Origin of the sequence: Acinetobacter sp. ANC 5054, from assembly GCF_002135295.1 — a bacterium.
Taxonomy (GTDB): Bacteria; Pseudomonadota; Gammaproteobacteria; order Pseudomonadales; family Moraxellaceae; genus Acinetobacter.
The window spans coordinates 447,468-472,573 of sequence record NZ_NEGG01000001.1 but is presented as its reverse complement, the minus strand read 5'-3'; the positions used below and the strand labels follow the sequence as shown (position 1 = coordinate 472,573).

At 42.2% G+C, this 25,106-nt stretch carries 23 protein-coding genes and 1 rRNA gene; 11 read left to right on the top strand and 13 right to left on the bottom strand.

The genetic code is table 11. The features are described from left to right. The first annotated feature begins 18 nt into the window (after positions 1–18). The 5 genes from rrf to B9T33_RS02220 all read left to right on the top strand — a co-directional run bounded on the left by rrf (position 19) and on the right by B9T33_RS02220 (position 3,750). Positions 19–133 (top strand): 5S ribosomal RNA (gene rrf, locus B9T33_RS02240). Positions 134–352: 219 nt separating this feature from the next. Further along, entirely contained in the window at positions 353–916 is a 564-nt protein-coding gene (locus B9T33_RS02235; protein WP_086177311.1) for a DUF4256 domain-containing protein, read from the top strand. Positions 917–1,310: 394 nt separating this feature from the next. Next, on the top strand, positions 1,311–2,660 hold the full coding sequence (locus tag B9T33_RS02230) for an MFS transporter (protein WP_086177310.1): 1,350 nt from the start codon (positions 1,311–1,313) through the stop codon (positions 2,658–2,660). Positions 2,661–2,743: 83 nt separating this feature from the next. Beyond that, positions 2,744–3,403: a hypothetical protein gene (locus B9T33_RS02225; protein ID WP_086177309.1), complete on the top strand. Its 660-nt coding sequence runs from the start codon at positions 2,744–2,746 to the stop codon at positions 3,401–3,403. Between the two features lie 35 nt (positions 3,404–3,438). Next, entirely contained in the window at positions 3,439–3,750 is a 312-nt protein-coding gene (locus B9T33_RS02220; protein ID WP_086177308.1) for an ankyrin repeat domain-containing protein, read from the top strand. A gap of 68 nt (positions 3,751–3,818) precedes the next feature. On the opposite strand, the gene B9T33_RS02215 is transcribed toward B9T33_RS02220, so the two are convergent. Then, positions 3,819–4,406 (bottom strand): type 1 glutamine amidotransferase domain-containing protein, encoded by a 588-nt coding sequence (locus tag B9T33_RS02215; protein WP_086177307.1) that lies wholly within the window; start codon positions 4,404–4,406, stop codon positions 3,819–3,821. Between the two features lie 448 nt (positions 4,407–4,854). On the opposite strand from B9T33_RS02215, the gene B9T33_RS02210 reads away from it, so the two are divergent. After that, the gene (locus B9T33_RS02210; RefSeq protein WP_086177306.1) at positions 4,855–6,018 is read left to right on the top strand and encodes a PQQ-dependent sugar dehydrogenase; all 1,164 of its coding nucleotides are present in this window, start codon (positions 4,855–4,857) and stop codon (positions 6,016–6,018) included. 85 nt (positions 6,019–6,103) lie between these two features. Here the strand turns inward: B9T33_RS02210 and B9T33_RS02205 are convergent, their stop codons facing one another. Continuing rightward, complete coding sequence (locus tag B9T33_RS02205) at positions 6,104–7,144, bottom strand: TauD/TfdA dioxygenase family protein (protein ID WP_086177305.1); 1,041 nt, start codon at positions 7,142–7,144, stop codon at positions 6,104–6,106. Between the two features lie 466 nt (positions 7,145–7,610). On the opposite strand from B9T33_RS02205, the gene B9T33_RS02200 reads away from it, so the two are divergent. Next, positions 7,611–8,006, top strand: a complete 396-nt coding sequence (locus tag B9T33_RS02200) for a tautomerase family protein (RefSeq protein WP_086177304.1) — start codon at positions 7,611–7,613, stop codon at positions 8,004–8,006. Between the two features lie 409 nt (positions 8,007–8,415). Beyond that, positions 8,416–9,705, top strand: coding sequence for a glutamate carboxypeptidase (locus tag B9T33_RS02195; protein ID WP_086177303.1), 1,290 nt, complete (start codon positions 8,416–8,418; stop codon positions 9,703–9,705). Positions 9,706–10,039: 334 nt separating this feature from the next. On the opposite strand, the gene B9T33_RS02190 is transcribed toward B9T33_RS02195, so the two are convergent. The 5 genes from B9T33_RS02190 to ribF all read right to left on the bottom strand — a co-directional run bounded on the left by B9T33_RS02190 (position 10,040) and on the right by ribF (position 15,665). Then, positions 10,040–10,582, bottom strand: coding sequence for an NADPH-dependent FMN reductase (locus B9T33_RS02190; protein WP_086177338.1), 543 nt, complete (start codon positions 10,580–10,582; stop codon positions 10,040–10,042). A gap of 163 nt (positions 10,583–10,745) precedes the next feature. Continuing rightward, entirely contained in the window at positions 10,746–11,228 is a 483-nt protein-coding gene (locus B9T33_RS02185) for an FKBP-type peptidyl-prolyl cis-trans isomerase (RefSeq protein ID WP_086177302.1), read from the bottom strand. Beyond that, the gene (gene lspA, locus B9T33_RS02180; RefSeq protein WP_086177301.1) at positions 11,221–11,760 is read right to left on the bottom strand and encodes a signal peptidase II; all 540 of its coding nucleotides are present in this window, start codon (positions 11,758–11,760) and stop codon (positions 11,221–11,223) included. Before lspA ends, B9T33_RS02185 begins: the two co-directional genes overlap by 8 nt. Continuing rightward, positions 11,753–14,599 carry an isoleucine--tRNA ligase gene (gene ileS, locus B9T33_RS02175; RefSeq protein WP_086177300.1) on the bottom strand — a complete coding sequence of 949 codons (2,847 nt, stop codon included), beginning with the start codon at positions 14,597–14,599 and terminating at the stop codon, positions 11,753–11,755. The genes lspA and ileS overlap by 8 nt, the downstream gene beginning before the upstream one ends. 64 nt (positions 14,600–14,663) lie before the next feature. After that, positions 14,664–15,665 (bottom strand): bifunctional riboflavin kinase/FAD synthetase, encoded by a 1,002-nt coding sequence (gene ribF, locus B9T33_RS02170; protein WP_086177299.1) that lies wholly within the window; start codon positions 15,663–15,665, stop codon positions 14,664–14,666. A gap of 209 nt (positions 15,666–15,874) precedes the next feature. Between ribF and B9T33_RS02165 the strand changes: the two genes are divergently transcribed. From B9T33_RS02165 to B9T33_RS02155, 3 genes are all read left to right on the top strand, one after another. After that, positions 15,875–17,026 (top strand): TDT family transporter, encoded by a 1,152-nt coding sequence (locus tag B9T33_RS02165; protein ID WP_086177298.1) that lies wholly within the window; start codon positions 15,875–15,877, stop codon positions 17,024–17,026. Positions 17,027–17,281: 255 nt separating this feature from the next. Beyond that, the gene (locus B9T33_RS02160; protein WP_086177297.1) at positions 17,282–18,358 is read left to right on the top strand and encodes a Rieske 2Fe-2S domain-containing protein; all 1,077 of its coding nucleotides are present in this window, start codon (positions 17,282–17,284) and stop codon (positions 18,356–18,358) included. Between the two features lie 138 nt (positions 18,359–18,496). Next, positions 18,497–19,063, top strand: coding sequence for a 5'-nucleosidase (locus tag B9T33_RS02155; RefSeq protein ID WP_228145762.1), 567 nt, complete (start codon positions 18,497–18,499; stop codon positions 19,061–19,063). A 73-nt stretch (positions 19,064–19,136) separates the two neighbouring features. Here B9T33_RS02155 and B9T33_RS02150 read toward each other — a convergent pair whose 3' ends face one another. The 6 genes from B9T33_RS02150 to B9T33_RS02125 form a co-directional block, all read right to left on the bottom strand. Then, positions 19,137–19,766, bottom strand: a complete 630-nt coding sequence (locus B9T33_RS02150; RefSeq protein WP_171263554.1) for a TetR family transcriptional regulator C-terminal domain-containing protein — start codon at positions 19,764–19,766, stop codon at positions 19,137–19,139. Positions 19,767–20,110: 344 nt separating this feature from the next. Further along, complete coding sequence (locus B9T33_RS02145) at positions 20,111–20,917, bottom strand: ABC transporter ATP-binding protein (RefSeq protein ID WP_086177295.1); 807 nt, start codon at positions 20,915–20,917, stop codon at positions 20,111–20,113. 16 nt (positions 20,918–20,933) lie between these two features. Further along, positions 20,934–21,749, bottom strand: coding sequence for an aliphatic sulfonate ABC transporter permease SsuC (ssuC, locus tag B9T33_RS02140; protein WP_086177294.1), 816 nt, complete (start codon positions 21,747–21,749; stop codon positions 20,934–20,936). Beyond that, on the bottom strand, positions 21,749–22,924 hold the full coding sequence (ssuD, locus tag B9T33_RS02135; RefSeq protein WP_086177293.1) for an FMNH2-dependent alkanesulfonate monooxygenase: 1,176 nt from the start codon (positions 22,922–22,924) through the stop codon (positions 21,749–21,751). The genes ssuC and ssuD overlap by 1 nt, the downstream gene beginning before the upstream one ends. A 33-nt stretch (positions 22,925–22,957) precedes the next feature. After that, complete coding sequence (locus B9T33_RS02130) at positions 22,958–23,950, bottom strand: aliphatic sulfonate ABC transporter substrate-binding protein (protein ID WP_086177292.1); 993 nt, start codon at positions 23,948–23,950, stop codon at positions 22,958–22,960. 27 nt (positions 23,951–23,977) lie between these two features. Continuing rightward, positions 23,978–24,937, bottom strand: coding sequence for a sulfonate ABC transporter substrate-binding protein (locus tag B9T33_RS02125; protein ID WP_086177291.1), 960 nt, complete (start codon positions 24,935–24,937; stop codon positions 23,978–23,980). Between the last annotated feature and the right edge of the window lie 169 nt (positions 24,938–25,106).

The following is a 25,106-nucleotide window of genomic DNA, read 5'->3' as shown; positions in this document are numbered from 1 at the left end:
CAAGTCCATAACAGTTGTGCTGGCGACAATAGCAAGAGTGAACCACCTGATCCCTTCCCGAACTCAGAAGTGAAACCTCTTAGCGCTGATGGTAGTGTGGGGTTACCCATGTGAGAGTAAGTCATCGCCAGCTCATTATTCTAAACACCCCCTGATTCAAAGAGTCAGGGGGTGTTTTTTTATGTGGGGAAAAAAATAAAAATAAAGAAGAAAAGTTGAAGTATAAAAACAGAAAAATTGAGATATTTAAAAATAATAAGACTAATGAAAGTTAAAAATTTACTTAAAGGCGAGCTTATATTGTTTATAGTGAAATTCAGTCTCCAATGTATAAAAAGAATAGGATGTGCAAATGCTTCAATATCTTGATGAAGTTTCTATTTTAGAGATATTGCAGCAACGCTTTGAGGCAAATATGCAGCGGCATCCAGAATTACTTTGGGACAATGTTAAAAAACAATTGATTGCACAGCCCTCAAAATTAAAAATATTAATCGAAATGGAAAGAACAGGCGGTGAACCAGATATTATGATGCTGAATAAGCATACAACAGACCTTGTATTTTATGATTGTAGTTTGGAATCGCCAAAGCTTAGACGTAGTTTGTGTTATGACCGCGATGCTTTAGAGAGTCGCAAAGATCATCCACCCAAAAATAACGTTATCGATATGGTTCAGGACATAGGTGCTGAACTGCTGACAGAAGAAGAATACCGTGCGATACAGAAAGTTTTCAATTTTGATTTGAAGACTTCAAGCTGGATCAAGACCCCAGTCGATATTCGGCAAAAGGGTGGAGCGCTGTTCTGTGATCGACGTTATGACCATGTGTTCAGCTATCACAATGGCGCACAATCATATTATTCGTCTCGTGGATTTCGCTGTAAGCTTGTGATCGCTAAAGTTCAGCTCTAATTCAATAGATTTAAAAAGAACGTATTGAAAAAGAGCTTTTCTAGATATGTGAGTGCGTTTGTTTTTTAGACATTTAAATTTTTTCTCAACTAAAAATAGAAATAAATGATCGTGTGTCTTTCTGAAGTTTAATGAAATAATAGAAGAATTAGACCTAAAAATAGCAGTATTATTGTTTATAAAATCAAGTTAAATAATCATATATTGATAATGTTTAATAATTAAACTAAAACATAAAAAATAACACAATTAACAGATACTTATAATCTGCAAGATTTATTAAACATACGTCTAATATCCCTAAAAAACACTGTTCCGTATATTCCGTGGCTGTTGAATTTTACTTAAATATTCAATCAATGTTACGGACAAGTACTCATGGGAGATGAGAACGATGACAACGGAAAAAATAGACATAAATTCTGTAGTCGATAAGGCTAAATTTACCCCGTTCCACTTCAATGTAGTGGCTTGGTGCTTATTGATTATTTTATTTGATGGCTACGATTTAGCAATTAATGGCGTGGTTTTACCTTTACTCATGCAAGACTGGGGTTTAAGTGCGATGCAAGCGGGAATGCTTGCCAGTACTGCGCTCGCAGGTATGATGTTTGGTGCCATGTTCTTTGGTTCTTTAGCAGATAAGATTGGCCGTAAAAAAGTCATTATGATCTGTATTGTGTTATTTAGTGGTTTGACCTTTGCAGGTGGTTTTGCGTCTAATCCAACAGAATTTGGTATTTTGCGTTTCTTAGCGGGTTTAGGGATTGGCGGTGTAATGCCTAACCTTGTGGCTTTAACCTCTGAATATGCGCCGCAAAAAATGCGTAGCACACTGGTAACGACCATGTTTAGTGGTTATGCAGTCGGTGGTGTAATGGCTGCTTTATTGGGTTCATGGTTCACGCCTGATTTTGGTTGGCAAATCATGTTCTTTATCGCGGGTATTCCTTTATTTTTATTGCCTGTGATTTGGAAATTCTTACCTGAATCTTTGGCTTTTATTGTGAAGGAAAACAAGCAGGAAAAAGCGCGTAGTATCGTGCGTCGCCTTGCGCCAAATGTGACCCTAACAGACAACACTGTATTTACGCTTCCGCAAGAAAACGTACCTGAAGCAGCCAACGTGGTGAGTTTGTTCCGCCGTGGTCGTGCAGTGAACACATTACTATTTTGGGTAGCGTTCTTTACCTGCCTATTGACCATGTATGCGCTAAGCAGTTGGTTACCAAAATTGATGATGGCAGCCGGTTATTCTATGGATAACAGCCTAATGTTCATGATGGTGATGAACGTGGGTGCTGTCGTGGGTATTGTGGGCGGCGGTATTTTGGCTGACCGTTTTCACCTCAAACCTGTATTGATGGTTTTGGGCATGATGGGCGCGATTGTGATGAGCTTGATGGGCTTCCAGTCGAATCAGTTCTTGCTGTACATCTTGGTGTTCTTGGCAGGTGCGGCATCTATTGGTTCGCAAATGCTGCTGTATAGCTATGTGGCGCAGTTCTATCCACTTGCAGTACGTTCTACAGGCATTGGTTGGTCTTCTGCAATTGGACGTATGGGCGCGATTGTAGGGCCGATTCTGATTGGTGGTTTGCTGGGTATGAACTTACCTGCACACATTAACTTTATGGCAGTTGGTTTACCAGTACTCATTACTGCAATCGCGGTTGCGTTGATTATGCATGATAATGACAGCGATAAAATTGATGTTAAAGACGCATCTACAGCCAAAGCTTAAGTTGTGATTCTTTAAAATGAAAAGCCTCCGAAAGGGGGCTTTTGTATTAAAATATAATTACTTATAAATATTATGTGAAAAAAATGGCTTTTGATGAACATGTTACTCAAAATGTATTAAATTACATTACCGCTCATTTACCACCTGATTCATGGTTTGATGAGTTTTTTTCTTTTGTAGATGATTTAGATTTGAAAAAAATATTAATTGAAGAATTTAAAGGGATTCGCTATTTATATAAAATTTTTGAGGGATTAGAAGCTGATGATTTCTTATTAAGAGTACAAATAAAAACACAAATTACTTGTTATGCTTCAATTTATGAAGCCGTTATTCATCATTTATTATTTGTAACGTTTAAAGATTCTGATTTAGTAAAGGATTTGTATAAATACCCAACTAAAAAAGCTTTTTCAATTCCACAAGCTCATATGTCGAAATTAGAGCAATATTTAGAACATGATGGAAAAACAATAATTCCTATGTATGATGCTGTTGGTAGAACCTCAATTACACAAATTAAATTTGAAGCTAAAGCTAACTGCGCCCATCAATTAGGATTAATTAGTGAAAAATTAAAGGATGAATTAATCCAAATTTATCACTGTAGAAATGCTATTCATTTACATGCTGAAATGAAAAAAGATCTCACCTATGATGAGTTAGATCTTTCAAAAATAGCCTATCGAAGAATGCAACTATTTAGAGAGCAAATTTTAAATTCTATAAATTTAACTGTATAAATATTACAATTCAAAACTCAAGAGAGGATTTTTGAATGAAACTCAACTCATTCTCCCCAATCCCTGAAGATGATGAAGAACTGCATCTGCCTGAACTGGTATATTGGGCATCTTTAGGTGAACTGACTGAAGTCGAAAAATCTTTGGGTAATGGCACAGACGTAAACTCTGCCGATGACGAAGGTTATAGCGCACTGCATGCAGCCGCAGAAAACGGCTATTTAGACGTGGTGAAGCTTTTGGTAGCTAATGGTGCAGATGTACAGCATAAAACTCAATACACGGCATTAGAGCTTGCAGAGATGGCAGGTCATGATGATGTTGTGGCGTATTTAAAAAATTTGTAAGCCATACATCTTATAACGTAGATTTATAAAATACCCGCATGCAATATGTGGGTATTTTCATTTTAGAATTATTGTTGCTGTTGCTGTTGCTGTTGCTGTTGCTGTTGCTGTTGCTGTTGCTCAAGCTCCTGCTGAATCGCTTGATTAAACGCAGGCAAGTCATCTGGACAGCGAGAGCTAATCAACACCCAGCCACCCGTATTACAGCGGTGCACCTGCTCATCGACCCAATGCGCACCCGCATTTTCCAAATCCAAACGAATACTTTTATAGGACGTCAGAGTTTTATCACGAATTCGTTCAGCATTAATGAGTGCCCAAGGACCATGACAAATCGCAGCAATGGGTTTTTGATGGTCCGCAAAGCTTTGAATGAGTCGCAGCGCATCTTCATTGATCCGTAAATGATCTGCATTGACCGTTCCACCCGGAATTACCAACACATCATAGTCTTCAGCATTTACGCTGCTCAATTGGGCATTGGGTTGAACTTCTGCATCCACCTTTTTGTCGGCTTTTACTGTCTGGACGGCTGCATGTTCAATAGCGGCATGAATGGCTTCAATTCCCTTTGCATTTAAATAATTTAAGGGTTGAGTCAGCTCGTCATGCTCAACACCGACATTTGACGTAATCACTAAAGCTTTTAAAGTCATGATTGACTCCTTGCAATGAGGACTGTCTACCACGCTAACAAGCTGATGGATTTGGGTATGTAGTGATTTCGCAGGAAACTGTAAGAAGTTTTGACAGAGATATTAAATGACGGTGCTGGGTTTTGGCGAATTCTTAAAAATAATGCAGCTGAAAAAAGAAAACCCCGACATCCTGTCGAGGTTCTCTTCGTATTTCGTATTTTAGATATAACTCCTTGTCATATCTCACTTCCTGATGCAGAAACTTATTATTTTAGTTTTATGTTTCGGAAACTTCCTGTTTCCTGATAACTGTAGATTAGGCTGCTTTGTTTAAACTGAACAGCCGCTAAAATCTGCAACTCATGTAAGCAATTTCTTACAAAATTATCCTGTTACGAATAAATGTCCATTTCAAATGATTTAATTATTAGAATCAATTAATTATAAATATATCGGAGAGAATAATATGAGCAAAATCAATGTTTCTTTACGAACGACCGCGATCTTGATCGGCATATTGGGCAGTACAGCTTGCCAATCTGAAAGTCCACCTGCCAAACAAGAACAATCCGCAGCAAGTCACTCAAATCTAAACACAGAGCAAACTTTTAAAATCCATAAAATTGCACAATTCAATGAGCCTTGGGCAATACAACAATTGCCAGATGGACGACTCATCCTAACCGAAAGAAAAGGGCAGCTCGTCATATTTGATCCGAAAACTCAGCAAAAAACGCAGGTCGGTCAACTCCCTAAAGTGGCTTATGGCGGACAAGGCGGCTTAGGCGATATCGTGCTTGATCCAGCATTCGCTAGCAATCAGCACATTTATCTGAGTTATGCCGAAGCAGGACAGGGCGGCTATGGCGCAGTGATTGAACAAGCCAAATTAAATGTTCAAGATGCCAAACCACGTTTGCAACAGCGCAAAATTATCTGGAAGCAAACCCCCAAAGTGGATGGACAAGGGCATTATTCACACCGTATGCAGTTTGGTCCTGATGGAAAACTGTGGGTGAGTTCAGGCGAACGGCAAAAGTTCGATCCAGCACAGGATATGCAGTCGAATTTAGGTAAAGTCTTGCGTTTAAACACAGATGGTTCGCCCGCAGCAGACAATCCTTTCCAAAGCCAAGGTCAAGTTGCACAGCAAGTATGGAGCTTAGGGCACCGTAATCCACTTGGCATGGCATTTGATGCGAAACAGCAGCTTTGGGTCGCTGAAATGGGGCCAAAAGGCGGTGATGAATTGAACTTGGTACTGCGTGGCAAAAATTATGGCTATCCCCATGTTTCAAATGGTGATCATTATGATGGCAAACCAATTCCTGACCACCACACCCGTCCTGAATTTGAAGCACCTGCCATCAGTTGGACACCCGTGATTTCACCTTCGAGTTTAATGTTCTACCAAGGGCAGAAATTCCCAGCGTGGAAAAATAAGGCTTTGATTGGCGGTTTATCATCGCAAGCCATTGTCGTTGTGGACACTGAAGCGAAACCTGCGATAGAAATTCAACGTATTGCGATGCCGCAACGTATCCGTGGCCTAATTCAAGCGCAAGATGGCAGCATTTGGGGCATTGAAGATGGTGAAAAGGCGTGGCTCTTTCAAATTCAGCCTAAATAGCGCCTAAAAAAACAGCAAAATTGCAAAAATAAAAAAAAGCCCTGCGGGGCTTTTTTAAATAAATCTATGCCTCGATTAAAATACCTTATGCCGCATAATGTTCATCTGCATTAAAAACATTCGCTTGTATTTGAATTAATTTTCGGTTGCCTTGTTCGCCATTCATACGCCAATGGGCAATTTTAATATTGTCGACTATGGCGACATCGCCCTTGTGCCATTGCAGTAATAAGGCATCTTGATACAAAGCTTCAAAAAACTGCTGCTTTTCCGCGTCAGTCCATTCGATTTGCTCACCTTGCGCGTTATAAATCTCCCAAGTCAGCTGCATACCATCGGCTGTGGAATCAATTTCAATCTCACCACGTGCTTCAAAACACTGCTGTGCAGCACGGTGCGCAAAAGGATTGGTATTATTGGCAAATGCCCAAGGTTGAATCACGCGCTTTTTGGTATCGGGATGATGAATGACTAAAGGCGAACGCTGTAAGGTCAATTTGGCTTTCTTGTCTTTGCGCATCTCTAAACTGAACGGGCTTTTTCTTAATAAAAAACGGTCGAATAAACCAATTTTTCGTGCTGAAACATAGGAAAAATGATTCCAAGCGCCGAGGTATTTTTCTTGGACTGATTTAGGTAGATTTTCCCAAATCTGCTCCAGATTATTGAAGCCAGTCTCCGCCAAGTAAGTTGAAGGTTCCTGACAAAATAGCGCGATGTAGCGTGAACGTTCAGAACGCACGCCGCCTTCTACATGCGGCCCTTGTACTGAGTTTTCAACAGGGCCGAGTTGCACGGTATTGCGGTCGATATAACGGCGGTAATCACCTGCACCTAATATACTTTCGCTGTATTTACGCATCCATGAGGCCACCCAACCAGGCATATTGGGATTAAACGCGTTCCACGGCGTAAACTGAAAATACTGTTCAATCAATTGGTTAAATTGCTCGGGCTGCTGCACATTAAAACCACGGAATAGCACAATGCCATTTTCATGGATTTGCTGCATCAACTGTTGACGGTGTGCACCGATATATTGGGCTAAATCTTGTGGTGTGTTGTACTGCGGATCGGCCTGAAAAATCCGCGTGAAGCTATTTAATTGTTGTGATTGTATCTGCATAGGTTGTACCTAATTCTATGTTTTAAATTTTTATTGTTATCGCTTAATCCCTAAGCGGTTACAGAACTTAGTGCTGTGAAGCCAGTGCATAGTCTGTTGAAAACGTGCATAAATTATAAGTACAGTTTTGCTGTATAGGTGTAAGTTTTGTTGAAAATTTGCGACTTTACGACGAATATCCATCTGTATAGTTTATTTCAATAAAAAAGCCCCAAACATCCTGTCGGGGCTTTTTAGATTCATTCTAAAGATATGATTCCTGTCATACCGATCAGCGTTCCTGCTGTTTTGCATTATTTATTTTTATTGCAAGACATCCTGTCTTTGTATGGTTTTACTATAGGCAAAATACCCTGTTCAGAACAGCTGAAAATTCTGCTTCGACTGTAAGTTTTTCGCTACAAAAAGGCGCAGCACAATGCGTATAATGATGAAAGAAAAATGACAATAACAAAGGATTGAGCCTATGCCTGCGACACAAATTGATATCCGCATGCAGTATTCAGCAGAGCAAGAACAACAGCTGATGAATACAGTTTTTGATGCACTACAACAGAGTTTTCAACTTCCAACATATGACCGCAATATGCGATTGCAGGTGCATAAGCCCGAACATTTTCATGTGTTTGATCATTTAACTCAGCCAGAGCGATTTACCCATATCAGCATAGATTGTTTTTCAGGGCGTACGCTTGAAACCAAGCGCAAGTTATATCAACAATTGGTAACAAACTTAGTGGCTTTTGGTATTCCTGAAGATCACATTCTCATTACTTTACGTGAAAGTCCTTTGGAAAATTGGGGCATACGTGGCGGGCAGGCCGCTTGTGATGTGGATTTAGGCTTTCAGGTCGATATTTAACAGACATTCTTTTTGGCAACGGATTGATGCGTTAATCATTTTAAATAAAAATCATTGCACATAAAAAAAAGCCCCGACATCCTGTCGAGGCTTTTTCGTATTCATTCTAGGTATAACTCCTGTCCTACCTGTCAGCTTCCTGCTGCATTGTTTATTGTTGTTGTATTTAAGACATCCTGTCTTGTATGAGCTCATTATAAAAGGAAACTAATTTTCAGCATAGTCAGGATTGTCGGCACAACATGTAAGCTAAAGCGTACAAAAGCATATAGATGAATTTTAATGATTGTATGGGGCTAGATGGGGAGAAGCTTAGCGTTACATATTTTTTCGATTAATTGATTGAATAGTGAACTATTTTATCAGACATTAAAAAATCATCATAAAAAATGTACAGGGAATGGAACTCATGTTTAAAACGGTTAAAAACAATAGCAAATCTTTAAAACCACATGTGGCATTGGGCTGTGCACTGGCACTGAGTGCATCTGCAAGCTGGGCAGCATCTCCACAAGACATTAAAAAAATGGCTGAAAGTCAGAAGGCGAGCTATTTGGAAACCCTTAAAACGCTGGTCAATATTGAATCGGGCAGTAAGGATATTGAGGGATTAAATCAAATCGCCAAAGTGGTGGCAGATCAATTAAAAGCCACGGGCGCTGAAGTAAATATCATCCAGCCCAAAGAAATTATGAAGCTTGATGGTGCACCCGATCAGACGGGGCCGATTGTACAAGCGGTGTTGAAGGGCAAAGGCAAGACCAATATCATGATGCTGGCACACAACGATACCGTGTATCAAAAGGGACAATTACAGGGGCAGCCGTTTCGTATAGATGGCAATAAAGCCTATGGTTTAGGGATTTTGGATGATAAGCAAGGTGTCGCAGCAGTGATTCATGTTTTGGACATGCTGAAACAACTGAAATATCAAGATTACGGCACCATTACCGTACTCATCAACGGTGATGAAGAAATCAGTTCACCGGGTTCACGTCAGTTGATTATGGATACAGCTAAAAATCAGGATGTGGTGCTATCCTTTGAAACAGGCGGGATGGATGGCAGCTTGATGCTTGCCACCAGTGGTATTGGTGCAGCTTATTTGGATATTAAAGGCCGTGGTGCACATGCAGGGGTCAAACCTGAAGCAGGGGTGAATGCCCTCACGGAATTGGCGTTTCAAATTCAGCAGTTAGAGAATTTATCCAATCCTAAAACAGGATTAAAGCTCAATTGGACGGTAGCTTCAGCAGGTAAAACGCGTAATGTGATTCCAGATCATGCGACCGCTCAAGCCGATGCACGTTCTTTAAAACCACAGGATTTTGCGGAACTCGAAAAAACCTTAAAGCAAAAAGTGAAAACCAAGAAATTATCGGAAAGTCAGGTAGATGTGAAATTTGAAGTGCGTCGTCCTCCACTTGAAGCCAGTGCTCAAGCCAAAGCATTGGCAGCAACAGCTCAGCAGATTTATAAAAATGAGCTGAATTTGCCGATGAAAGTGGAAACCACAGCTTGGGGCGGCGGTACGGATGCTGCATTTGCTGGGGTAAGCTCAAAAGCCGCGATTATTGAAGGGATGGGCATGTCTGGCGATGGTTTGCATTCAGACAAAGCTGAATTCATATTGACTGATTCGATTGTGCCACGCTTATATTTGGTGACCCGTTTAATTGTGGAAAGCGCTAAAAAGTAATTTGAAGAGCAATTCAATTGCGCAGTCGATGCCTTTATCTGAAATGGTGAAGGCATTTGGGGTTTGATTGGTATTTGTTGAAATCTTTTATGTTTAATACAGCCATAAAAAAAGCCCCGACATCCTGTCGGGGCTTTTTGGATTCTTTCTAGCGGTATAACTCCTGTCGTACCGTTAAGCATCTTGCTTATTGACTTATTATTGTTGTCTTATGTTCAGTGACATCCTGTCTCTGTATGTCTTCAATATAGGATGAATTCGAAAAGTGAGCTAGCAGCAAACAACCGAAAATTTTGTACGCTCTAGCGTACAACATCGCTGAATTTCACAGCAATTAAGCACTGACATATTGAAGCAGTTTTTTGAACGCAGCTTTCAACGCTTTGCTATCAAATTCATTTGGCTCAAAAGTTTCGCCTTTATTACGTGCGAAAATGTCACGAATTTCAATGGTTGAGTTGGTGTCGACTAAGCCCAATTGCGTGCCGACTTGTCGAATCTGATCGATAGAGCGCGAACCATTGGTAGCACCATAGCCCACATAAGCTGCAGGTTTACCTGACCACTCTTTACCAATGTAATCGAAGGCATTTTTTAAGGCTGCGCTATAGCCATGGTTATATTCAGGGCTAATAAAAATAAAGGCATCTCCTGATGCAATTTTGTCAGCCCAATCTTGTTGTTTTGGTTGATCATAAATTCCAGTTAATGGTGGGTGTGCACCCACAAATATCGGTAAGTTCCATTCTTTTAAATCGACAATTTCAGTTTCAACCGTGCTGTAGTCATAGCTTTGAATTTCTGATAGTAACCAATTCGCCACTTTAATCGCGGTACGACCTTCACGCACACTTCCCACAATAATTTGCAATTTCATCATCTTTCCCGTTTTGTTTTAAAGTCTTGCATTAAATTAATCTGAATTCGACAATTTGCATATATCGAAAATGTATCGACACCATTGAAATGGATCACAAAATAAAGCCGCATAAAAAAAGCGTCCGAAGACGCTTTAATTTGAACCGATTAACGTGAATCGATTACATCAGTTTAATACCTTGCTGACCCGCAGGGGTCACTTTGAAGATTTCGACTTCAAAGGTAATATTTTTACCTGCTAATGGATGGTTAAAATCCACTTCGGTGATGTCTTCACCCACAGTTTTAATCACGCCGAACAAGCTTTGTTTGGCTTTGTCTTCAAACTCGATCATGTGACCAACTACAGGTGCAGGATCGAATTTAACAGTATCAAATTTCTGCACATTTTCAGGGTTCCACGGACCGAAAGCGTCTTCAGGTGGAAGACTCACGGTACGGCGGTCACCGGCACGTAGACCAAAAAGTGCTTTTTCAAAACCTGGCAATAAGCTACCGTCGCCCATCACCAAGCTCACAGGCTCTTCGCGGCTACGGGTGTTGTCGATTTCTACGCCATCTTCAATTGCGACAGAAAAGTGAAGCGCAACTTGTGAGCCCGCTTCAATACGAGTTTCCTCGTTGGGATTGATAAAATCAGTCATTTTTCGCTTCCGCTCGCTGAATTCGGTGTTTTTCTAAGAAAAACGTATCGATAAGAAGCAAGATCGTACCCAGAGTAATGGCACTATCTGCAATATTGAATGCAGGGAAGTGACTGTTGTTGTAATACACGTGAATAAAATCGACCACATAGCCAAGGCTGACACGGTCGATCAAGTTACCAATTGCGCCACCCAAAATCAGGGCGATGGCAATCGGTAAAATTTTCACGTTTTTTGGCATACGCATGAGCCAAAATACAAAGATCACAGACACTAAACCTGCCAGTGAAGTAAAGAAGTAACGTTGCCATCCACCGGCATCGGACAAGAAACTAAAGGCTGCGCCATAGTTATGTAGTAATGTCCAATTTAAAAAGGGCAGTACAGGTACAGGGTCTGCATAGTTCAGATGTGTACTTGCAATCCATTTGGTCCATTGGTCGAGAATAATCGCGACAATGGATAAACCCACCCACACCAAATTGTGTGGGTAGAATTGGAATAAGCCCTTTTTTTCTTGTGGATTAGGCATATTTTCTCTCTTCGCCTTGACCTGTAGGAAGGTTAATAATACAACGAGAACAAAGACCTGGATGTTCGTGATGTGTATTTACATCAGGAAGCACATGCCAGCAACGTGCACATTTTTCACCATCTGCTGCCGATACTTTTACACGTAAACCGTCGAGGTCAGATGCTTCACCTTGAGCTTCATCAAAGGCATGCACGATCACTTGAGAAGTGATCAAGACGAAACGCAGTTCGTCACCTAAGGTATCCAATACAGCTTTCAACTCATCATTGGCCCAAAGTTCAACTTTGGCAGATAGGTTAGAACCCACCAATTTCGCATTACGTGCAGCTTCAATGTGCTTATTCACCGCAGATTTAACGGCGATTAAAGTTTGCCATTGTTCTTCAGAAATGATGTTCGCAGTTGATGCTACTGGAATGTCGTACCATTCAGCCGTGAATACATATTTCTCAGATTGTTCTGGGATCAGTGGCCAAGCTTCTTGCGCAGTGAAGGTCAAGATAGGTGCCATCCAACGCACAAAGGCTTGTACCAAGTGATACAACGCAGTTTGTGCAGAATGACGCGCTGCTGAGTCCGCTTTCGTGGTGTACTGACGGTCTTTGATGATGTCGAGGTAGAAACCACCCAAGTCGTTAATACAGAAGTTTGTCAAAGCGCTAGTGACAATGTGGAAGTTCATCTCTTCATAGGCTTGTTGAATAGTTTTCTGTACGTCAGCAGCACGTTGCAAGATGTATTGATCAAGCGCGATCAATTGATCCACTGGCAATGCATCTGTTGATGGTTTGAAGCCATTCAAGTTGGCCAGCAAGAAACGTAAAGTATTACGGATACGACGGTAACCATCAGATGCACGGCTAAAGATTTCTTTACCCGCAGTCATTTCATAACGGTAATCCGCAGAAGCAATCCAGAAACGTAGACCATCCGCACCCATGTCTTTAATGATGTCTTGTGGTGTGATCACGTTACCAATTGACTTCGACATTTTGCGGCCTTTTTCGTCTACAACGAAGCCATGCGTCAATAAACCTTTGTACGGTGCACGGTTGTTAATCGCCATAGACGTTAACAATGAAGACTGGAACCAACCACGGTGTTGGTCTGAACCTTCAAGGTACAAGTCTGCTGGATCTGTTAACTCTTCACGCTCACGAAGCACTGCGTAGTGTGTTGTTCCAGAGTCGAACCAAACGTCTAGCGTATCGCGAACAGCATTATATTGTTCCGCATCTGCACCGATGAACTCGCTTGCATCGCGGTTATACCAACCATCAATACCTTCTTGCTCGATCAGTTTAGCCACTTCTTCAATCAATTCAGGCGTACGTGGGTGCAATTCATTGGTATCTTTGTGTACAAAGAATGGAATTGGCACGCCCCAAGTACGTTGACGTGAAATACACCAGTCCGGACGACCTTCAATCATCGATTGGATACGGTTTTTACCCCAATCGGGTACGAAGCTGATGTCATTTTCAATCGCGTTCAATGCACCTTGACGTAAACCTTTCGCATCCATGCTGATGAACCATTGCGGTGTTGCACGGAAGATAATCGGTGTTTTATGGCGCCAGCAATGTGGATAGCTATGTTTAATCACCACATGTGCCCAAAGTTTGTTCGCTTCAGTTAAAGCCGCAATGATTTTTGGATTGGCTTTATAAATGTGCTCGCCCGCAAAAATCGGTGCAGTCGGTAAATACACACCGTTACCGCCGACTGGGTTATCCACTTTTAAGTTGTACTGTAAGCCAACTTTATAATCGTCCACACCATGGCCTGGCGCGGTATGTACTGCACCTGTACCACTGGTTGCAATGACGTGTTCACCTAAAATCACAGGGACTTGACGATCTGTAATCAGTGGATGTTGTAACTGTAGATTTTCAAGTTTTGCGCCGACAAAATCAGCCAATACGGTAAATGCTTCAAAACCGTAGCGTTCAGTTGCAGATTCAACCAAGTCTTTAGCTAAAATCAGGTTTTGTGCAACTTTGTTTTCGCCAGTCGCTTGAACCAATTGGTATTCAATCTCTGCATGCAGTGCAACCGCTTGGTTGGCAGGCAAAGTCCAAGGCGTTGTGGTCCAGATCACGATATCTGTTGAATCACTAACAGTGACACCTAAACGGGCAGATAAATCGGCAAGATCTACAACAGTAAAGCCGACATCAATCGCATCTGATTTTTTATCTTCATATTCAACTTCAGCTTCTGCAAGTGCAGAACCACAGTCCAAACACCAGTTCACTGGTTTTAGACCAGGTTCGATATGACCTGCTTTGGCAATTGCACCTAGCGAGCGCACGATGTCCGCTTCTTGTTTGAAGTTCATGGTCAGGTAAGGATGATCCCAATCACCAAACACACCCATACGTACGAAGTCTTTCTTTTGTAATTCGACTTGTGTGTAAGCATATTCACGACATGCTTTACGGAAAGTAGAGGCATCTACTTTCACGCCTACTTTGCCGACTTTTTCTTCAACTTTCAGCTCAATTGGAAGACCGTGACAGTCCCAACCCGGTACATACGGTGCATCAAAACCATCCATCACACGGCTTTTGATGATGATGTCTTTGAGGACTTTATTGACCGCATGACCTAAATGGATTTGACCATTGGCATACGGAGGGCCATCGTGAAGTACATATTTTTTCTTGCCAATACGCGATGCACGAATCTGCTGATAAATGTTGTCGGCATACCACTCTTCTAACCATTTCGCTTCACGTACTGCGAGATTTGCTTTCATCGCAAATTCAGTACCTGGGAGGTTTAGCGTGGCTTTATAATCCACTGCATTTTCAGGAGTTTGCTTATCGCTCATGCAAGTTATCTTCCAAATTTATCAGCCGATCGACTGACGCGTTTTACATTAAATAAATAGGGGATTAAAACGGAAAATGAGGGTTACTGTGTCGAAACTCAAGGAGTTTTTCTACATCATCATCAATTCCTGCTTTCAGTGCTTCAAGCGAAGGGTAGTCCTTTTCGCCATGTAAAAAGTTCAAGAACGTCACCCGCATTAACAGGCCATACAGATTAGCAGAAACATTTGGAAAATGTACTTCTAATCGCCACTCTGGATGGACCTGTTTAATGGCTGGACGTGTGCCCACATGACCTGCACCAAACAGCGCAGTAGGGGCATAACCGGCAATCCCGATTTTTTCAGAATGCTCGGACTTTACTTTATCTTGGAGGGAGGTGGTCTCGCAGACCACATCGACCGCATAAATACCGTTTAAACACGGTTTATGGCGGTTTAAACGCACATTAATGGTCGGGAAATTAATGGTACGACCAATTTGGTCGCCATATTGCACACGACCTGTGATGCTGTAGGGGCGGCCTAATAATTTTGCCGCCAGTGCCAAATCACCGGCTTGCAGGGTTTGACGAATACGGGTCGAACTGACGCGTTCGCCCTCAGATTCAATGGTCTTTAAATTGGTGACCTGAAAACCATAATTGGCTAAAAACTCACTATTGCCCTGACGGTTTTTACCAAAGTGGAAATCATCGCCAAGGACTAAGGCAGACGCATTGAGTTTTTCTTTTAAGATTTGCGCGAAATCTTCTGCACTCAAACTACGAAAAGCATTGTCAAATTTGGCAACGGCAATGTAGTCCACACCGAGTTCTGTTAAATATTCAACTTTTTCACGTAAGGATGAAATACGTGGAGGTGCTTCATACGCTTTAAAAAATTCAAGCGGTTGCGGCTCAAAAATCATCACCACAGTCTTAAGATTCTGCTGTGCTGCAACGGATTTGAGCTGCTGAATCATGGCTTGATGACCCAAATGCACACCGTCAAAATTACCGATGGTGACGGCAGTTTTGTCAGGTAGCGTATTCGACGCTAAAGCATTCAGGCGGAGCAGTTTCATGGGCGAATCAAATCGTTGAAAATGTTTAAGGGCTATATATTGCCATAATCTTCTGCGTTCGTCTTGTTGTTGTGTTTTTACTCAAGTTTTTTTATGCAGGGATGAATTTATTATCAATAAAAATGATTTTAAAAATAAATATTAATCAATTTTTCTTATTTATATTGTTGTTTAAACTCTAAGCATTCCATTTTGATGAGCATCATGCGATGAAAATGCCTTTTTATCAACTGCAGCACAAACAAGACCTGATTCGTCATTTTACCCCTAACTGGTTCACCGTGGTCATGGGTACCGGTGTGGTGGCACTGATTTTACCAGAATTGCCGTTTGGCGCAGTATGGATGTGGTCATTGGGCGCATCGCTTTGGCAAGTCAATGTGGCGGTTTTCATCTTATTTAGTGTGTTGTACATCTGCCGTTGGATTCTTTTTCCAAAGGAAGCTAAGCAAATTTTTCAGCATCCGGTGATGTGTTTATTTTTGGGTGCAATTCCAATGGCCTTGGCAACGCTGTTAAATGGCGCATTAAAATTTGGAAGTGACCTATACGGGGTAAGTTATCAAGCGGATATTCTGCGTTGGGTGGAATACTTGTGGTACGTCGATGTCGGGATGGCAGTGGCTATTGCATGGTTGGTGCCATTTTTCATGTTTAGTCGTCAGCAACATGCACTCGAGGGAATGACGGCGGTCTGGTTATTGCCTATTGTGGCTTGTGAAGTCGCGGCCAGTTCAGCTGCATTGTTATTGGTGCATTTACCCACAGATGCCCACGCCGTGAACATACTCTTGGGCAGTTATGTACTGTGGGGTATGTCTGTACTTCCAGCCTTTGCCATCTTGACGATTTTGTTGCTGCGCTTAGCTTTGCATCAACTACCGAGCAAAGATATGGCGATCAGCAGTTGGTTAGCGCTCGGCCCGATTGGGACAGGCGCATTGGCCCTATTGCTGCTCGGCGAACAAGCTCCTCGAATTTTAGGCGCTATCGATATGGCAAGTTTAGGAACTATTCTAGAACAGGGTGGGCTAGTCGTTGCATTGATCCTACTGGGTTTTGGACTCTGGTGGTTGGGCATTGCGATACTGACCACATTAAAACATTTACGTGATTTACCATTTAATTTGGGTTGGTGGGCGATGACTTTTCCTTTGGGCGTATTTACCCTCGCAGTCATGAAACTTGCTGCGCAAACGCAGTTAGAGAGCATTGCGATGTGTGGCAATGTGTTTGCATTGTTGCTGTGTGCACTTTGGTTCATGGTGATCAGTAAAACGCTACTAGGCTGTTACCGCGGCAGTTTATTTTTCTCTCCATGTTTAAAGGCATATCGAGAAACACTGAGAACTCAGCCATAAATGAGCAGCGACATGAAAATACACTTGGTTTACAGCAGGCTATTCAGGGTTTGCTGTGAATCATGGCAGCAAACAGAGCTAAGCAAACAAAGCTAAGCAAGCAAAGGTATGAAAAAAATTACTGTAGTTAAGAGATCAAGTTACGTTATTTTGCTATTCAAGTGATTTTGAGGCGTATAAAATTTGCGCGACATTTCGGCTCAAGCGTATGGGTTGAAAAAATGAAAACAAAAATGAAAAAAATAAGGACTGAATATGTGTGCTCAAACTGAATTTTGGGACAACGCCAAAGGACTATTAGAAGAATGGTATGTTGCCTGCACCTCTAAAGAACTGAAAAAGGATCACCCTTTTGCCGCAACGCTATATGGCAAAAAAATTGTGCTATTTCGTCAAAAGAATGGTCAAGCGGCAGCACTGCTGGATCAGTGTGTGCATCGCGGTGTGCCGTTGTCCAAAGGTAAGATGACCGATGGCTGTGTAACCTGTCCTTATCATGGTTGGTCTTATCAAGCCGATGGTCAGGTGGCACATATTCCAAGTATCAACGGTAAATTCTTTCCTGAAAAACCGCATCTATTTAAACAGCGTAGCTTTGATGTCTGTGAGCAAGATGGCGTGGTGTGGATTTATTTAGGGGAGAAGCCTGCTGCAGAGCGTCCAGCCATTTTTAAACTGCCCTTTTACGACCAAGCGGGTTGGGTCAGTTATTACATGGTGGGCAAATATGATGGTGAAATGGGCGCAGTTGCGCAAAATATTATGGATGTGACCCACACCATTTTTGTACATGACGGTTGGTTCCGCTCTGAATCGGGCAAAGCTGTCGATGCCACCATTGAAGTTGAACCACGTAAAGTGGTGGTGGAATATCAAGACCATGAAGCCGATGTGGGTATGATGCCATGGTTAACCAATCCGCATGGTGCAGAGCAGTTACATCGGGATAGTTTTATCGCACCGAATATCACCTTGGTGGAATATCATTGGGGCGAGCCCTCAGGCATGGTGTTCAATAGTTTAATTAGCCCAGTCGGCCCTTTTGAGTCACGGGTTTATACTTGTGTCAGTTATAAATTCCCCATCCCGAAGTTAGCAGCATTGGCCTTAAAGCCTGCAGTAAATGCCTATACGTGGATTGTGAATAACCAAGATATCAAAATCTTATCGGCACGCCGAGAAGGGGTAGAACAGATGCCCATGACCCATTCACATAGCGTGCGTGGCGATATGGCGCATATCGCCTTGGAAAAAATCTTAGAGGCGCTGCGCCATAATCAGCAATTAGCGCCGTCCTTTATCGGCAAGCGCCCGATGCAATTTCAGATTTAATCCTAGCACTGGCTTTCCTACCAAAATTAGCCTGAGCTGATGCTGTGAAATAGCTGGATTTAGCTTTGATTCACTTATTTCAATCGGCTTAACGCTAAATTTATGCTATATCAGTGCTGAAATTTTGAGGAGAGCACTGTGAGTCAGAATATTGCGTTGATGATGGCTTTGCCGAATGAGTCGAAAGGGCTGTTTGAGGCAGCGGGTATTGAAGTACATTACAGCGGGATTGGTAAGGTCAATGCTGCCTTTAAAGCCTATGATGTGATTCAAAAAACTGGCTGCACCACTTTGCTCAATTTAGGCACGGCAGGCAGTTCACATTTTGATGCACATGCCTTGGTTGAAGTCACCCAATTTGTACAACGTGATATGGATGTATCTCCGCTTGGCTTTAGCGTTGGCGTGACTCCTATGGACTTAGAGCATCCTGCTGAGATTGGCATTGAAGGAATGTTTAGCCATTTACCCAAAGGCATTTGTGGTACAGGCGACAGCTTTGAAACCGGCCTGCCGAAAGTACCATGCAATCTTGTGGATATGGAAGGCTACGCAATCGCAAAAGTGTGCAAGAAATTGGGCGTCCGCTGCGTTTCGGTGAAATATATCACCGATGGCGCGAATGAAACCGCTCATTTAGATTGGGAAGAAAATTTATTATTAGGTGCAAGGAAGTTATTAGAATTATATCAAACAGTAAAATAATAGCTTTAGGAAATCTCGGTCGGCGACCATAGAATGCTATGGTCGTATGCCAATGTGACCTACTTTTGTCCCATTATTTTTCAGGACGTGGGATCACACCATAAAGCATCATGTGTACCGTATGCTGGATAATACGTTGCTGCATGCTTCGGTTACGTAGGGTCTTACCTGTCACCATTTCCATTTGTGTTGCAAAATCGGCATAGTTTTGGGTAATCGCCCAGATGTTTAAAATCAACAATTCAGGGTCAATATCTTTCGAAATTTTACCTTGTTCTTGCCAGTTGCTAATCACTTTGGCTTTGCGTTTCACCAATTTTTTTAGCGGACCTTTTAAGATTTCAAGAATGTGTGGTGCGCCCTGAATGACTTCAAGTGCGAACAAACGAGAGGCTTTTGGCTGTGTACGAGACACTTCAATTTTCTGCAATAAATAGTTGGTAATTGCTTCTTCAGGCTCAAGTTCAGCTTCAAGCATTTGAAGAGGGGCAAGCCACTTTTGCAGGACCGTTGTCAGAACTTCAACATAAAGCGCTTCTTTATTTTCATAATAATAGAAAATATTCGATTTATGCATTTCTGCAATTTGGGCAATCTCATCCAAACTGGCACCGTTAAAGCCATATAAGGAAAAGACATCCAGTGCAGCATTCAGCAACTGGTGGCGTTTCTGGGTACTCTTTTTTTGTTCCATCAGCTCTATTAGAAAAGTGAAAAGGGAATATTGAATTGTACGGCAAATCATCAGATTTGTGCACAACGAACGTTCGTAATTTTATGAATCTTTATAGTTTATTTTGTTTTACCAGTCTTAAACTACGCTTAAAGCTATAAAATTTCAATAGCTCATTTTAAGACAAAAAAGACTTAAATGATTATTTTTATTCATGGATTTAAGGTTTTTAGTATATTTTTTGTGATAGGTTTATCAGATGGTCAATATTGGAATTTTTTTTAGATTTAAAATGAGCTAGTTAATTAACTCGTCTAATTTTTTATGAAAAATAGGATACATTGACCAAGGTCTATATGTATCCCCAAAATCATTTAGGTAGCCAGAACGGCATGTAGTACTTGTTGTTCAAGCTCAGTGAAAGCGATGCCTTTTTGACGCGGGCGAGGCAAGTCTACTTTGAACTCTTTGGCAATATGTCCTTTATCGAGCAAGATAATGCGATCCGCCAGTTGGACTGCCTCAGAAACATCATGTGTGACCAAAATGGCAGTGAAGCCTTGCTCTGACCAGAGTTTTTCAATCAAGTTCTGCATGTCTAAACGGGTCAAAGCATCGAGTGCACCCAAAGGTTCATCGAGTAGCAAAATCCGTGGTTTATGCGACAGTGCTCGTGCCAAGGCAGCACGTTGGCGTTGCCCACCTGAAAGCTGGGTCGGCCAAAGGTCCGCTTTTTCTTTTAAGCCAACTTTTTCCAGTAATTCAGTTGCATTGGCATGCTGATCTTTGGCTAACCCCAATTGCACATTTTTCTCAATGTTGCGCCATGGCAGTAGGCGAGGGTCTTGGAACATGACCCGAATATCATCTGTGGTGATACCTTCACGAATATGTCGAGCCGATTTAAATTTAATTTCGCCATAACTGGGCTGTTCCAAATCGGCAATCAAACGCAGTAGGGTACTTTTACCACAACCACTGCGACCGACAATCGCCAAAAATTCACCCGGTTGAATATGTAGGTCTAGGTCTTCAAGTACTTTTACATTGCCATAAAATTTGTGTAATTGTTCAATCAGAATTTCTGCACCCAATACTGCATGCGGGTTGATATCTTTGCCTATTTTATCATTTGAAACTTTTACGTCATCGGCATGACGGCTTATGCTTAAATCAGTCATCTTTCAAGCTCCTGAATTATTTCTGGTAACCCGCGTGCCAGCGCAGTAAATATTTTTCTAATGACACTGCCAACACATCGGCTAATTTGCCGAGCAGGGCATAAAGTAAGATCCCCACGAGGACGATATCCGTTTGTAAGAATTCACGTGCATTCATGGTCATGTAGCCAATGCCAGCTTGTGCAGAAATGGTTTCAGCAACAATCAATAGCACCCAAACCAAACCGAGCGAGAAACGTAAGCCAACTAAAATGGAGGGCATTGCACCCGGTAAAATAATTTCTTTATACAGCTGCCAACCGGTCAACCCATAACTTTTGCCCATCTCGATCAGCTGTGGATCCACTGAGCGAATACCGTGATAGGTATTGATGTAGATCGGGAAGAACACGCCAATTGCCACTAAGAAAAGTTTGGCAGATTCATCAATCCCGAACCATAAAATCACCAAAGGAATTAAGGCTAATGCAGGGATGTTTCGTATCATTTGCAAGGTGGTATCGAGTAGGGTAGATGCAGTTTTCGATGACCCATTGAGTAAACCTAAAAATAGGCCCAGTCCGCCCCCCACCAGTAAGCCCATCAGAGCACGTCCCGCGCTGATTTTGACATGCTTCCAGAGTTCACCGCTGACGAGTAAATCCCAAAATGCACTCACCACCGCAGTTGGAGCAGGAAGAATGCGACTTTCAAGCACACCGGTTATAGACGCAATTTGCCAAATCAAGATTAATACAATTGGAACCAGCCAAGGCAGCAAGCGCTGCCCAAGCTGCGTTCCACGTGAAACCTTTGGTATTTTAAAGGTTTCGACGGAAACAGTTTTAGACATTAGGCCGGCTCCTGAACTTTTTCAGTTTTCTTATTTTCATCTGGCGTGTAATTGTTTGCGACAATCTCACCAAATGGGCCAGTTAAATTCGGTTGAACCAGTTTTTGACGTGTTTCTAAAGGAAGGAGTGGAAACACCAATTCCGCAAAACGAATCGACTCTTCAAGATGTGGATAGCCTGAGAAAATAAAGGTACTAATACCAAGGTCAGCATATTCTTGAATACGTGCAGCCACGGTTTCAGGGTCGCCGACTAAGGCTGTACCTGCACCGCCACGCACAAGGCCGACACCCGCCCAAAGATTTGGGGATACTTCAAGCTTCGTCCTGTCGCCATTATGTAGTTCAGCCATACGACGCTGACCTACGGAGTCCATGGTTTTGAATTTCGCTTGCGCCGCTGCAATGGTCGCATCATCCACATATTGAATAAGCTCTTCTGCTGCTTTCCATGCCTCTTCATTGGTTTCACGTACAATCACATGTAAGCGGATACCGTAGTTCAGTTCACGACCTTTGGCTTTAGCTTTTTCACGAACAACTGCAATTTTTTCTTTCACTGCTGCTGGCGGTTCACCCCATGTTAAATACGTGTCAACTTGCTCTGTTGCCAATTCAATAGCGTCATCTGAAGAGCCGCCAAACCAAAGTGGTGGATAAGGCTTTTGTACAGGTGGATAAAGTAATTTTGCATCGTCAACACTGAGGCGTTCACCGTGAAATGTAAAGCTTTCCCCCGTATGTGAACGGCTTAAAATTTCACGCCAAATGGTGGTGTACTCTGCTGCGGTTTTGTAGCGAGTTTTATGGTCCTCATAGACCCCATCGCCTTTTAACTCTTGTTCATCACCGCCTGTTACCAAGTTCAACAAGATACGACCGCTAGATAATCGGTCAAAGGTTGCGGCCATACGTGCAGTCAAGGCAGGTGTGGTCACACCGGGACGTAAAGCCACCAGAAATTTTAGATTTTTGGTTGCATCAATGAGGCTTGCAGCGGTTAACCAAGGATCTTCACATGAGCGGCCAGTCGGAATCAGTACACCTTCATAGCCTAGATTATCCACCGCAACAGCAATCTGCTTCATATAGGCATGGTCAACCTGACGTGCACCTTTGCTTGTACCTAGGTAGCGACTGTCACCGTGTGTTGGGATAAACCAGAAAATTTTCATGTTCGTTTCCTTATATTCTTGATGGCTCGGATATCAATGTGATGAAGGTGTCCACACTTGCTGTTGGACTTGAATGGTGTTGGGAATGAGTTGAACGTGTTTAAACAGATCGGCAATTTGTTGCTGTGCTTGTACAACTTCAGGTGTTAGAGGCAAGACAGGCGACGGCTTTAAACGACGCCCAAAAGCTTGTGCTGCAATTGTGGGTGCGAGTCCTGTGCTTTGTTGATAGATTTTTTCTGCCTCAGGTTGATGGCCCACAATCCATTGGTCAGCAGCATTCACTGCGCTTAAAAATTTCTCGCCCGCATCTGGATAGGTCTGGATAACTTTAGGATTGGCGATATAAAACGAATAACTTTTTGGAAAATCACCTGATTCGATGAGGACTTTGGCATGACCATCAATCTGCGCAGCAGACAAGAACGGATCCCAAATGACCCAAGCATCAATGGATTTTTTATCGAAGGCCGCACGCGCATCGGCAGGTGGTAACCAAATCGGTTGAATATCAGTCCAAGTTAGACCCGCTTTTTGCAGGGTTTTAGCCAGCAGTTCGTGCGCACTTGAGCCTTTTTGTACCGCGACACGCTTGCCACGAAGTTCTTGAATGGTCTTAATACTGCTGTTTGCAGGTAGAACCACTGCTAATGAATCAGCTGGCACGACTTCATAGCCGAGGTAATTTAAGTCCTTATTGGCTGCTTGTGCAAAGATTGGCGGCGTATTGCCGACATAACCATAGTCAACTGCACCGACGGCCAATGCTTCTAACATTTGAGGGCCAGCGGGAAATTCTTTCCATTCGATTTTGGCATGAGGAAATTGCTGTTCAAATAACTTTTGATCACGTGCAACCAGTAAGTTTAAAGCGGATTTTTGAAAACCAATGGACACGGTTTTAACATCAGCACTCTTTTGAGTACTGGGTGCTTGTGCTGTTTCAGCATCGGGTTTTTGACATGCACTGAGACCTAGGCCCAGTGTGGTTAAACCAACAATTGAAAATGTTTTTAAAATGCGCATGGCAGTGCCCTTATGATTTTTTTCGGCTTATTGAATAATGGCCGATTCAATGTTTAATTTATTTGGAATCAATTTTTCGTTATAAAACGCATCAGCGACTTGCTGTTGTTCTTTGGCCACATCGGGTGTAATCAAAGTGACGTTGTCACCTAAGCGTGAAATTGATGTTTTTAAAACATCGAGCCCCAGCCCTGTTTTAGCTTCGAGCAATTTGGCTGCATCGTCTTGGTTTTTAGAGACCCACTGCGTGGTCAAATTCAATTCGTTCACGACGGCTTGCACCACTTTAGGGTGTGCTTGGGCAAACTTACGATCGGCCAAATAGAACTGATAGTTCTTCACCAAGTTCTCACCGTTAGCAAGCGTACGCGCATGAAGTTGATGTTCTGCCGCAGACAGGAAAGGATCCCAAATTACCCATGCATCTACAGCGCCTTTTTCAAAGGCAGCACGGGCATCGGCAGGGGGTAAATACACCACTTGAATATCGTTGAAGCTCAAATGATTGGCTTCAAGTAATTTCAAGAGTAAGTAATGCACATTGGAACCTTTGTTCAGTGCAACACGTTTACCTTTGAGGTCTTGAATGGTTTGAATGGCTGAATCTTTTTGTACGATTAACGCCTCTGCTTTAGGTACAGCAGGTTGATTGGCAATGTAAACCAAATCGGTTTTTGCTGCTTGAGCAAAGATCGGTGGTGCTTCACCTACTTCACCAAAAGACACGCTACCGACATTTAGCCCTTCAAGCAGTTGTGGACCAGCTGGGAACTCTACCCATTTCACATCTACACCTTGGTCTTTCAATGCAGCTTCCAATGAACCGCGTTCTTTTAAGATTGGCAGTAAACCGTATTTTTGAAAGCCAATATTTAAGGTGATATTTTCTGCTTCTTTTTTGCCACAACCAGAGAGCATCATTGCGCCAGCAACCGCTGAAGACAATACGAGTGTTTTGGCCCAGAGTTTTGCTTTTTGTGTGCTCATTGATGTGCTCCTTATGTGACAGTAAAGGTCAAACTGTTGATTGATGAACAGATACGCTAAAGACTTTTCTTTTTCGAAAAAAATAATAAAATTTAAATTTTAAATCAGGAAAAAAGATAAAGATAAAACAGCAAAACTTATGAAAAATAATGATTTAATGAAATATAGA

What these genes read in the sequence shown, in the direction of transcription:
- B9T33_RS02235 (WP_086177311.1), top strand. Translation starts at nt 353, where the DNA reads ATGCTTCAATATCTTGATGAAGTTTCTATTTTAGAGATATTGCAGCAA.
- B9T33_RS02230 (WP_086177310.1), top strand. Translation starts at nt 1,311, where the DNA reads ATGACAACGGAAAAAATAGACATAAATTCTGTAGTCGATAAGGCTAAA.
- B9T33_RS02225 (WP_086177309.1), top strand. Translation starts at nt 2,744, where the DNA reads ATGGCTTTTGATGAACATGTTACTCAAAATGTATTAAATTACATTACC.
- B9T33_RS02220 (WP_086177308.1), top strand. Translation starts at nt 3,439, where the DNA reads ATGAAACTCAACTCATTCTCCCCAATCCCTGAAGATGATGAAGAACTG.
- B9T33_RS02215 (WP_086177307.1), bottom strand. Translation starts at nt 4,406, where the DNA reads ATGACTTTAAAAGCTTTAGTGATTACGTCAAATGTCGGTGTTGAGCAT.
- B9T33_RS02210 (WP_086177306.1), top strand. Translation starts at nt 4,855, where the DNA reads ATGAGCAAAATCAATGTTTCTTTACGAACGACCGCGATCTTGATCGGC.
- B9T33_RS02205 (WP_086177305.1), bottom strand. Translation starts at nt 7,144, where the DNA reads ATGCAGATACAATCACAACAATTAAATAGCTTCACGCGGATTTTTCAG.
- B9T33_RS02200 (WP_086177304.1), top strand. Translation starts at nt 7,611, where the DNA reads ATGCCTGCGACACAAATTGATATCCGCATGCAGTATTCAGCAGAGCAA.
- B9T33_RS02195 (WP_086177303.1), top strand. Translation starts at nt 8,416, where the DNA reads ATGTTTAAAACGGTTAAAAACAATAGCAAATCTTTAAAACCACATGTG.
- B9T33_RS02190 (WP_086177338.1), bottom strand. Translation starts at nt 10,582, where the DNA reads ATGAAATTGCAAATTATTGTGGGAAGTGTGCGTGAAGGTCGTACCGCG.
- B9T33_RS02185 (WP_086177302.1), bottom strand. Translation starts at nt 11,228, where the DNA reads ATGACTGATTTTATCAATCCCAACGAGGAAACTCGTATTGAAGCGGGC.
- lspA (WP_086177301.1), bottom strand. Translation starts at nt 11,760, where the DNA reads ATGCCTAATCCACAAGAAAAAAAGGGCTTATTCCAATTCTACCCACAC.
- ileS (WP_086177300.1), bottom strand. Translation starts at nt 14,599, where the DNA reads ATGAGCGATAAGCAAACTCCTGAAAATGCAGTGGATTATAAAGCCACG.
- ribF (WP_086177299.1), bottom strand. Translation starts at nt 15,665, where the DNA reads ATGAAACTGCTCCGCCTGAATGCTTTAGCGTCGAATACGCTACCTGAC.
- B9T33_RS02165 (WP_086177298.1), top strand. Translation starts at nt 15,875, where the DNA reads ATGAAAATGCCTTTTTATCAACTGCAGCACAAACAAGACCTGATTCGT.
- B9T33_RS02160 (WP_086177297.1), top strand. Translation starts at nt 17,282, where the DNA reads ATGTGTGCTCAAACTGAATTTTGGGACAACGCCAAAGGACTATTAGAA.
- B9T33_RS02145 (WP_086177295.1), bottom strand. Translation starts at nt 20,917, where the DNA reads ATGACTGATTTAAGCATAAGCCGTCATGCCGATGACGTAAAAGTTTCA.
- ssuC (WP_086177294.1), bottom strand. Translation starts at nt 21,749, where the DNA reads ATGTCTAAAACTGTTTCCGTCGAAACCTTTAAAATACCAAAGGTTTCA.
- ssuD (WP_086177293.1), bottom strand. Translation starts at nt 22,924, where the DNA reads ATGAAAATTTTCTGGTTTATCCCAACACACGGTGACAGTCGCTACCTA.
- B9T33_RS02130 (WP_086177292.1), bottom strand. Translation starts at nt 23,950, where the DNA reads ATGCGCATTTTAAAAACATTTTCAATTGTTGGTTTAACCACACTGGGC.
- B9T33_RS02125 (WP_086177291.1), bottom strand. Translation starts at nt 24,937, where the DNA reads ATGAGCACACAAAAAGCAAAACTCTGGGCCAAAACACTCGTATTGTCT.